Annotated in this window: 7 protein-coding genes; 3 read left to right on the plus strand and 4 right to left on the minus strand. The window is 62.4% G+C overall.

What is annotated here, in order from left to right; all coding sequences use genetic code 11:
* Positions 1-795: 795 nt before the first annotated feature.
* From JO015_10720 to JO015_10735, 4 genes are all read right to left on the minus strand, one after another.
* Entirely contained in the window at positions 796-3201 is a 2406-nt protein-coding gene (locus JO015_10720) for an SEL1-like repeat protein (GenBank protein ID MBV9999572.1), read from the minus strand.
* Between the two features lie 330 nt (positions 3202-3531).
* Positions 3532-4560, minus strand: coding sequence for an ABC transporter permease (locus JO015_10725; GenBank protein MBV9999573.1), 1029 nt, complete (start codon positions 4558-4560; stop codon positions 3532-3534).
* Complete coding sequence (locus tag JO015_10730; protein MBV9999574.1) at positions 4544-6031, minus strand: sugar ABC transporter ATP-binding protein; 1488 nt, start codon at positions 6029-6031, stop codon at positions 4544-4546. The genes JO015_10725 and JO015_10730 overlap by 17 nt, the downstream gene beginning before the upstream one ends.
* A gap of 103 nt (positions 6032-6134) precedes the next feature.
* Positions 6135-7118: a sugar ABC transporter substrate-binding protein gene (locus tag JO015_10735; GenBank protein ID MBV9999575.1), complete on the minus strand. Its 984-nt coding sequence runs from the start codon at positions 7116-7118 to the stop codon at positions 6135-6137.
* Positions 7119-7388: 270 nt separating this feature from the next.
* On the opposite strand from JO015_10735, the gene JO015_10740 reads away from it, so the two are divergent.
* The 3 genes from JO015_10740 (at position 7389) to JO015_10750 (ending at position 9159) form a co-directional block, all read left to right on the plus strand.
* Entirely contained in the window at positions 7389-7751 is a 363-nt protein-coding gene (locus JO015_10740; protein ID MBV9999576.1) for an AbrB/MazE/SpoVT family DNA-binding domain-containing protein, read from the plus strand.
* Entirely contained in the window at positions 7752-8183 is a 432-nt protein-coding gene (locus JO015_10745) for a PIN domain-containing protein (protein MBV9999577.1), read from the plus strand.
* 172 nt (positions 8184-8355) lie between these two features.
* Complete coding sequence (locus JO015_10750) at positions 8356-9159, plus strand: hypothetical protein (GenBank protein ID MBV9999578.1); 804 nt, start codon at positions 8356-8358, stop codon at positions 9157-9159.
* Positions 9160-9905 lie beyond the last annotated feature (746 nt).

Consider the following 9905-nt stretch of genomic DNA (forward strand, 5'->3'; position numbering starts at 1 on the left):
GGGCGCGAATTCCCGGGGTTGCGCCGGATGCGGTGCGCCCCTGGACAGCAAGGTAGTGTTTTTCTGCCGTATCAATGCCGGCCGGTTTGAAGGCAAGCTTCTCTGCCGGCCTTGTCAGGCCGCCATGGCGATCACGCACAACTGCACCGGGTGAAACGCCGAGATCCATCTTGTTGAGCGGTCTTCGCCCCTGAGGGGCAGCCGGAAAGCAGCCGGCCACTTTAACGCTCGTCGTGAAATCAACCGATCCAAGCCCGCGGCGCCGTCTTGAGAGGACGCCGGCCGGCGGAATCGCCTTCAGCCCCGAAGGGCCGGCAGACAGCGCGAACGACGCCTTCTGCCGCCCCTTCAGCAAATCCAACCCGGCGGGGCGGGCGTTTGTCAGGATGGGCGTACGGCCGTGACGCCTTAGGAGGGCTCGATCGTGATTTGACGGTTACCCAGGGTAAACCCTGGGCTATGTTCTCTTGGCCTTTCAGGCCGTAAAACCGCCCTCAGGCCATCGGCGCCGGAGGACGGTTACCTTGGTGGAATTTCGACCGGGTTTCAGCCCTGAAGGGGCGGCAGAACATAGCCCAGGGTTTACCCTGGGTAACTGTAAAATGACGATCGAGCCCTGAAAGGGGCGGCAGAAAGCGTTGCTCATAGTTTCTGCTGCCCCTTGCCTCACCCCGTCGAGACTGCTTGAACCCGGCCCCCCCGCGACCCCAGGCCGTGTCTCCGGGCATCGCGGATCCTGTGAGGACCTGCATCGGGTCTGCAAACACCGGCGCTGCCTGCAACGAAATCACGTGTTCAATCCTTGGGGAGCAGTACGACCGGCCAGCCGCCCGCGACCGCCTTCTGGTACCATTCGCGCGCCTTGGTGTGATCCTGAGCCACGCCATGGCCGTAGTAGTACATGTTGCCCAGGTGTTCCATTGCCGCCACGCTGCCCGCGTCTACCGCCTTCTGGTACCAATGCCGCGCCTGCGCGTAGTCCTGGGGTACGCCCCGGCCGTTCTCGTAGAGCCGGGCGAGACCGTTCATACCACCCGGGTGCCCGTTATCGGCGGCTTTCTGGTACGACTCGAATGCCTTGCCATAATCCTGAGGTACCCCCAAACCGTCCTCGTACATCGAGCCGAGGTTGACCATGCCCTGCGGGTTGCCCCCGTCGACGGTCTTTTGGTACCATTGGCGAGCCTGGGCGTAATCCCGAGGCACGCTCAAGCCGAACTGGTACAGCAAACCCAGATGATACATGCCGTTGGTGTTGCCGGAGTCAGCGGCCTTTTTATACCACTCGCGAGCCTGGGCATAATCCTGGGCTGCGCCTCCCTCGTAGAGAGTGCCGAGGTTGACCATGCCTTGCACGTTGCCCGCATCAATCGCCTTTTGGTACGATTGGCGTGCCTGGATGTAATCCCGGGCCACTCCCCGGCCATTCTCGTAGAGCCGGCCTAAGCCGTTCATGCCATCCGCGTTACCGGCATCCACGGCCTTGTGGTACCAGCGGTGCGCCTGGGCGTAGTCCCGGGCGACACCTTGGCCGTACTGGTACAGTTCGCCCAACTGGTACATGGCGTTGGCACTACCGGCGTCGGCGGCCTTTTGGTACCACTGGCGAGCTTGGACATAATCCTGACTGACACCGCGGCCAGAGTAGTAGAGGTCGCCCAGTTGGTTCAAAGCCTCCAAATTGCGGGTGGCGTCGGCGACCTTCCGCAGAAGCGGCAGTGCCTTGGCGTAATCCTTGGCATCCAGGTAGCGTTTGGCCGCAGCCAACTCGTCCACCGGAGATGGCGTGCCGTTAGGTGAAGGTTGGCTGGCGGGCGACGGGCTGAGCATCGCGAGTTTTAGCTTCGCAGCCACGCTGCCGGCGTCAGCAGCTCTCCGGTACCACTGCCGAGCCTGAGCGCTGTCCTGGGTCACACCCCAGCCGTTCTCGTACAGTGCGCCCAAACCGTTCATGCCGTCCGCACTGCCGGCCTCAGCGGCCTTTTGGAACCACTGGCGCGCTTGGGCGTACTCCTTCGCGTCAAGGTGGCGTTCTGCTTCGGCAAGCGAGTCCCTCGCCGAAGGGGTTGGGCTGGGTACGGAAACCTGGCTGACGGAGGCCGCCGGACCCGGTGAAGCTTCCCTGACTACAGCCGCCGGCGCCGGTGAGTTGGCCGGAGCCACGACCGGGGAGGACGCCGCGCGGGAACGTTCCGCGGCAGAAACCGGCTGAGATCGCGACGCGTTGGGCTGAGGTCGTGACGCGTTGAAAAGGAGGATCAACCCAAGCAGCAAGACCGCAACTCCGCTTCCGGCCAGAACCAGGAGCCGCCGTGAATTCTTCCGGTTCGCAGCCCCCTTTTTCAGAAACTTCAGCAAAGATGACTCTGGTTTCGGTGCTCGGGCCGGGCGCTCCACGGGCTCCCGCGGCGGGCTTGCACCCGCGGGTTCAGTTGGAACCGCCGAGACTTCAGCGGTGCCATGAGCTGCGTTTGCGCTTTCCGCAATGGCCGGAACGATGGTGGCTTCGGAATCGGGATCTGCGGCTGCCGGCACCCGGCTCTCGTTTTGTGCCGTCACCACGGGTTGCTCAGACCACATCGCCGCGGCACATTCCGGAACCTGCAGGGGCAGGGGCGCTTCTTCCTCACGTTCGCGCCGTTCGGTCTCGAGCCGGGCCTTTTCTTCGCGATCCCTCCGTTCCGCGTCGATGGGCTCCTGCTCCTGGCGCTTGCGTTGCTGCTCGGCCCGGGCACTCTCCAGCGCCTGCTCCACGGCACGAGCCAGCTGCTCCGAATCGGCCCGGAAACGTTCCCGGCTAACCGCAAACGCCCGCCGGTGAGCGAAGGACTGTAAATCCTCAGGAAGCTCGTCCGACCGGGGCATCGAGGCGCCATCCGCCACCGCGGGAATCACCGGGATGCCGCGCCTGAGGGCAATTCCGATTTCCAGGCGCACAAAATCCTCCGGCTTATCCAATCGGGATCTCCCTTCCCCGCCAGGAGCGAGCAGCCAGCGGTGGCCGATAACAACGACAAGGACGTCGGACGGCCCCACGTTGTTTTCGATTACGGCGGCGTAGTCGATTCCCGGGCTCGCCCTGTCATCGTCGAGAAAAACGTCGTTTCGGGCAAAACGCGCGGAAAGCCAGTCGTACAAGCCTGTCGCCGTCTGCGTTGCATCATCGTCGTGACGATAACTGATGAAAATCCGGCCACTCATCTTACAGGGGGCTGCGGCGTGGTGCTGAACACACCGAGCCGGCCGGCCAAGGCGCTCGAACGGTGCTCCGGTCTCGGGGTCATGGGCGTCGCCAACCTTAGCCGAAGCAAATGGCTGCCCGCAACGGCAATTCTCAAACCTGCGAGGTGATGCCTGTGCGCCCCTCGGTCGTTGGCTCGATCGATTCTGCGCGGGGCAGGGGCGGCGCGTTCCTCGCGTGACGTTCTGCGGCGACCCTGCCGGGATCGTGCGGGCGTGAAGCAGACCGGCATTTCAATTTTGCCGCCCGTCCACCCGGGCCGGCGCGACGGGTTCGTGTTAAGGCCGGTTCTACCCGCCCCGGTGCGTGAGTTTCACGTTCACGATCACCGCAAACGCGATCACCAGCCCGACGAACGCGTCCTGGATGTACGCGTCGGTACCCAACAACACCAGCCCGGTGCGTACCTCAGCCATGATGAAGGTACCGATGAACGTGCCCACGATGCTTCCCACACCGCCCGCCATCGAGGTGCCCCCGATCACGGCGGCGGCGATGGCCTCGAGTTCCAACCCGGTGCCCTGGGTCGGCGTCACCGTTTTCAGGTAGCCCAACGACACGAGCCCGGCCAACCCCGCCGCGAGGGACGTCAGCAGAAACCCGGCCCGCTTTACTCCCGCCGTTTTGATCCCCGCCAGCGCGGCGGCCTCGGGATTGTCGCCCGTCGCGTATGCCTTGACCCCGAAGGCAGTCCGATGCAGGAGCACAAAGAGCAGGATCCCCCAGGCTGCCATCCAGAAGATGGGCACCGGGATGGTGCCGAAGCCCTTCCCACGCCCCATGACGTCGAAAAACGCCGTCTTCGACGTGAAGGACGAAATCGGCTGGCCCTGGGAAAGCACCATGGCGATCCCGCGGTAAATCATCATCGTGGACAAGGTCGCGATGAAGGAGTTGATCCGCGTGCTGGAAACCAGAAGGCCATTCAGAAACCCGAGGATCAGCGCCGCCGCCAGCCCGCACCCGGCGGCGGCCCAGAGATCCACCCCAAGGTGTTTCGCCAGCCAACCGGTCACCACGCCGGCTACGGCGTAGATCGCGCCGACTGACAGATCGAACTCCCCCGAAACGATCAGCACCGTCATCGCCATCGCGACGATGCCGAGTTCCGCCGTCTGCCGCAGCAGGTTCAGCAGGTTGTACGCCGACAGAAACACCGGCGACGCCGCCGAAAAGGCCAGCCCGATCAGCACCGCCACGACCGCGATCCCGAAATCGCGCAGGAGAAACGCGCGACCCCACGCGCTTTTCCAGCCGCGGGTGGGGCGGACGTCGGCATCGGCTCTCTCGGCGGGACGGATTTCAGGTGGTTGCGGCATGGAGGATCGATTCTTTGGTCGCGTCGGCCCGGCTCAGGATCGTTTTCGCCCGGCCCCGATTCATCACCAACACGCGGTCGCTCAGCACGAGCAGTTCTTCAATCGCCGAGGAGGTGACAATGAAGGAAAAACCGCGCGTGGTGAGCGCAAACATCAGGTCGTAAATTTCCTTTTTGGCGCCGATGTCCACCCCGCGAGTCGGTTCGTTCATGAGGATGATCGCCGGCTCCAGCAGCAGCCACCGGGACAACAGAACTTTCTGCTGGTTCCCGCCGCTTAGGGACCCGATCAGGTCGTCCTCACGCCGGAATTTGATGGAAAGTTCCTTTTTCATCCTCGCGGCGCTGACGCGCATGCGGTTCGTGCCCTTGAACGCAAGGTCCGGCTGCCGGGCGGTGCGGGCGATGTACAGGTTGGTCTTGATGTCCTGGTGCGGAAACAAACCGAGCGTCTTGCGGTCCTCCGGGATGTAGCCGACACCCTGGCGGATCGCCTCCCGAGGGGATCGGATGCGCACGCGGCAGCCGTTAATCGCCAGTTCGCCGGATCCGGCTTTGTGCAGGCCGAACAAAGCCCGAAGCAAAACGGACCGTCCCGAGCCGGTTAATCCCGCAACCCCGAGAATCTCGCCTGCCGCCAATGAAAAACTTACGTCCGAAAAATGGCCAGGCACACCGAAATTCCGGACGTCGAGCACCGTCCGCAGCTCACCGGTGCGCGCCGTGCGAGCCGGCGAAGTCAGCGTCCGTCCGGCGATCATGGCCGACAGGGTGGTTGTCTCAAATTCCTCTTTCTCGAGCGTGCCGATGTGTTTCCCATCACGCAGGACCACGATGCGCTCCGACAGGTTGATGAGTTCCTCGAGCATGTGGCTGACGAAAATGAAACCGATGCCTTTATCGCGAAGGTTGCGAATCACGCGAAACAACCTCGACACCTCCGGCGGCGTCAAGGCAGCGGTAGGTTCATCGAGGATGATCAGCCGCGCCGCACGCGATAGTACCCGGACGAGCAGGGCGAGTTGCCGTTCCGCCGCGCTCACGTCCCGGATCAGGGCCCGCGGGTTGACGTCCTCGTCCAGGAGAACCCGGTACAGCTCAACGCAGCGCGCCTCCATGGCCCGCCAGTCCGGCAGCAAACGCTTCGTTAATGATTCCGTGCCGAGAAAAATGTTTGCGGTGATGGACAGGTGCGGGCAGATCGGAATTTCCTGATGAAACACCGCCAACCCGGCCCGGACTGCCGCGTTCGGGTCCTTCGGCGCGTAAGGTTGGCCCTCCAGCAACAGTCCGCCGCCGTCGGGTTTATGAATCCCTGCCAGGATCTTGATTAACGTCGATTTGCCCGCGCCGTTCTCGCCCGCAAGGCCGACGATCTCGCCGCCGGCAACGCCAAACGACACGCCCGAAAGCGCCTGCACCGGTCCGAACCGTTTACTGACGTTGTCGATGCGAAGCAGGCCGGCAGCCATGGGCGTAAAGCGGTGCGGGATCAAAAGTCGCCGGCCAACAAATCGGTCCAACCTAACGGCAAACGGCACGACGCGCTCAGCCGCCGCGCCGGAACGTCCCGGATCAACGGTACCCTTGCGCCGCCAGTTCCTTGACCTTCGCGACGTTCTCCTGGGTGACCGGCGCCACGCCGGTGTTGATGTCCGTCGGGGTCAGGTTGTACCGTTTAAGCAGGTACAATTCCATCACGCTCTGAAACCCTTGCAGGTAGGGCTGTTGGTCGATCGTGAACTGCATCTCGCCTTTCTCGATCGCGTTCAGGACGTCCGCAACAAGGTCGAACGAGCCGCCCGCAACTTTTTCCTTCAGGTCGTCGCGATCGATGATCTGCGCGATCGCCGAACCCGTAACGTCTTCCACGCCGAACATCCCCTTGATGCTGGGATCAGCCTGGAACGCCGATGAGATGAGGCCGACCGCGCGGACCATGTCGGTTCCGGTGGCCACCACCCGGCAGGCATATTTACCGCCCTGTTTATCCAACACGTCCCGGACCCCTTTGATGCGGGCTTCCAGGTTTTCGGCGCCGGCCGTGTGGATGCACAATAAAAGGTGGCCCCCGCCCGGGACGACTTTGAGGATCTGCTGGCCCATCGAAACACCCGCTTCATAGTTGCCCTGGCCGATGTAGGCGAGCCGCCCGCTCCCGGGGGCATCCGCGTTCAACGCAATCACCGGGATCCCGCGGCCCATCGCTTCCTTCACCACATCGTTAAAGGCCGTCGGGTCAGGCATCGTCGTGGCGATCCCGTCAACATTCTGCGCAATCGCCGATTTGATCGAATCGATCTGTTTCTGAATGTCGAACCCGGCCGGGCCCGTGTACGTCACGTCTGCGCCGACCAGTTTCCCCGCTTCTTCCACGCCTTTGCGAACCGGCACGAAAAACGGAACGGCCGTGGCGTGGGTGATGACCACGAACTTATACCGCTGGCCGGTCTTGCCGGCGACGTCGGGTCCAGCGGCGAAAACGGGGCAAATCGCGAGCGCGGCGGTGACGACGGCAATGCTGACGGCGGCAAAAAATGTTTTGGGCAGAGCCTTCATGTTTGGGGAAATTTACGGGTTGATGGGAGGAGTAAAGCGATTTTGGCCGAAGGCTGAAATCTTTTCTACTCCGGGGCGCGGCGCAGCAGCTACCGGGACCGGGGCGGACTGGGCGTGCGGATCGGGCAACCCTAAAGTTCTTATGCCCGGCACGATTCGCATCCGAACGGCTAAAATCAAAATGGGGAAACCCTTTGTTCGATCTCATGCCGTATTTCCGTGTGAATTTTAATTCTGTATTACATTTGGGAATTGTTTAATATATTTCCCATGGTTGATTCCGAAACAAATCCACCACCCAAATCCCGCGTCAGTGTGGATTCGGGCGGTCGCATCCTTCTACCTAAAAAAATCCGGCAGCGGCTTGGCCTGGCCGCCGGCGATGAGTTAGAGGTCGAGTTTCCCGTCACGGGTTTGGAGAATGCCGGGGAGGACGCCATCCTGCTGCGTGCGGTCCGGCCCGAGGTGCCGTTGCGCCGGGAAGGGAAGTTCTGGGTCTACCGCGGCGGCGAAGCAGCGGCAATCGCAGACGTCGCCGGCTGGGCCGCCGCCGAACGCGAACTGCGCTCGGAAGCCATTCTGGCCGGGTCTACCGGGTTGACGACTACCGAGAAGCACGATGCCGAGGGGTGAATGAAGGTTTTTTTTGATACGTCGGTCCTCGTCGGCGCCTTCTACGGCGATCATCCCCGCCACGCGGCTTGCCTCCGGTTGCTGGAGGACGCGTCGAAAAAGACGCACTTTTGCGCCGCCCATTCCGTGGCAGAGCTCTATGCGGTGATGACCCGCCTGCCTGTACGGCCCCGCATCACCCCGGCACAAGGGCTGCTCTTCGTGGAGAACGTCCGGGACTACTTTTCAATCGTCGCGCTCGGCGCAACGGAGTATCTTGAGGTGATTACGGGGGCGACCCGGAGCGGGTTGGGGGGCGGTAAGATCTACGACCTGCTCGTCCTCCGGTGCGCGCTGAAAAGGGGCGCGGATCGCATCTACACGCTGAACCTGCAGGAATTCACGAGGCTCGCATCGCCGGAACTGAAGAAGAGGTTGGGAAACGTTTCGTGACCGGAACGGCTCGTCTTTCTGAGCGTCACTGATCCGGAACCCCGGCCGGCTGGGTGGTACCTTCCGGCAGTTTGAGCGCCATCCCCATTTGCCCTTCTCATGTGATGCGTATCTTTTAGGTCTCCGGGCCGTTGCGACCCCGATGACTGATATTTTACCCCCCAAGCACCCCATGAAGACGTCCTCCATCATAGCTTTCCTGCTCGCGGCCTCCGGCTTTACCGGGTCCGCTTTTGCTCAACTTGAAGGGCAACTGCCTCCGTCCACTGCCGCCCCGCCGCCGCCGCAGGTATTGGCGTCGGCCGCTCCTGCTCCGGTCGCAGTGGAACTCGTGATCGATGTTTACTCCGCGCGCCACGATCAAAACGAGAACGCCGGGAATGGCAAGGTTTTCGCACGCTGGCTGCAGCAACTGAGGAAAGGCGATGGCCGGTACGCGCCCCGGAACTGCCCGAAATTGTTCCACGGTCGCATGCCCGTGGAGGCGCGGCAGCAGATCAACAAACAACTTCCGGACGGGGATGCCGGCTCGGTCACGATTCAGGGCGAAGCGATCCGGTTGGAGGGCGAGCGCATTCGCGTCCACTTTTCGAGCCTGGGCCGCCCCGGGGCCAAGCCGCTCGGCGATGACGAAAAAGACCAGCAACCGGTGTCCACGAGCCTGGTTATGCAGGCGGGTCAGACGCGGGTGTTGCGCTTGCCTGATGCCTTTCTTGGAACCCCACCCGATCAGAGCCCGCTGCCGGAGCCAACGCCAACGCCACCGGGAGACGGCGCTTCTGCTCGAGCGATCGAAAGCATCGTGGTCGTTCTTCGTCTGGAGAAGGCCGACGACGAACGGTCGCGTTACGAGGTTCCGGACTTGGGCGACAGCGCCACGGGTCCGGACCGCCGGGTCCAAGCGCCCCCGGATGATCGCCAAAGAGTCTCCGGGTTCATCGGCAGGTGCCCGGACGACCTGATCGACGGCTGGTAAGGCGAAAACCACGGGAACGCCGCCGGCCTGATGAAAGCCGCACGCGGCAAACTGCAGGGGACCGGGCCTCCCACACACCTTCCGGCTCCGTACAGCGCTTCGGGCTTACAACCTCTGCTTTGGCCCTTCTTTTTCTACCTCTTGGCCCCATCGGGCGCAACTCGCGCGATATTCCGGCCCTCGGGTTGTCACCGCTTACTTTCCGGTCTCGCTTCCGGCTGGTGGGTCATTTGTCAAAGGTGTGGCCATTAATACCATTCATAATACCATTCGGATAGTTATCTCGGTAGAATGCCGGCGCAGGGGGCGTCGGCATCGGAGGATGCTCCGTAGCTGGTTGAATCGGCCTTTAGGCCCAACGGGCCGGCAGACGGTTTGATGGCCTGAAGGGCCAAAGCAACATAGCCCAGGGTTTCACCCCACTGCCATTTATTGATCTTCAGCTAAATAATGTCCGTACTTGGAAAAGGTAGCTCTGATTCAAACGCACCTTTTGCTCGAGAATTTACTTTCCTGAAGGCCAATAAATGGCAGTGGGGTAAACCCTGGGCTGAGTTCCTTTGGCCCTTCGGGCCATCAAACCGTCTGCCGGCCCGTTGGGCCTGGACCGTTTGTACGGTGTGATAGGTTTAACGCCGGCCGGGCATCTGGGAAGCAAGACAAGCTCTTACCTCCATGGCCGTCGAGATGGTAGAAGCGGGAAGCTTACGGGCCTCTGGCATAAGCCGGGCCCGGAAGCAACCCTT

The sequence above is a fragment of the Verrucomicrobiota bacterium genome (assembly GCA_019247695.1).
Classification (GTDB): domain Bacteria; phylum Verrucomicrobiota; class Verrucomicrobiia; order Chthoniobacterales; family JAFAMB01; genus JAFBAP01.

Excerpts from the sequence above, each read along its gene's own strand:
- JO015_10750 (MBV9999578.1), top strand. The coding sequence starts at position 8,356 with ATGAAGACGTCCTCCATCATAGCTTTCCTGCTCGCGGCCTCCGGCTTT.
- JO015_10740 (MBV9999576.1), top strand. The coding sequence starts at position 7,389 with ATGGTTGATTCCGAAACAAATCCACCACCCAAATCCCGCGTCAGTGTG.
- JO015_10730 (MBV9999574.1), bottom strand. The coding sequence starts at position 6,031 with ATGGCTGCCGGCCTGCTTCGCATCGACAACGTCAGTAAACGGTTCGGA.
- JO015_10735 (MBV9999575.1), bottom strand. The coding sequence starts at position 7,118 with ATGAAGGCTCTGCCCAAAACATTTTTTGCCGCCGTCAGCATTGCCGTC.
- JO015_10720 (MBV9999572.1), bottom strand. The coding sequence starts at position 3,201 with ATGAGTGGCCGGATTTTCATCAGTTATCGTCACGACGATGATGCAACG.
- JO015_10745 (MBV9999577.1), top strand. The coding sequence starts at position 7,752 with ATGAAGGTTTTTTTTGATACGTCGGTCCTCGTCGGCGCCTTCTACGGC.
- JO015_10725 (MBV9999573.1), bottom strand. The coding sequence starts at position 4,560 with ATGCCGCAACCACCTGAAATCCGTCCCGCCGAGAGAGCCGATGCCGAC.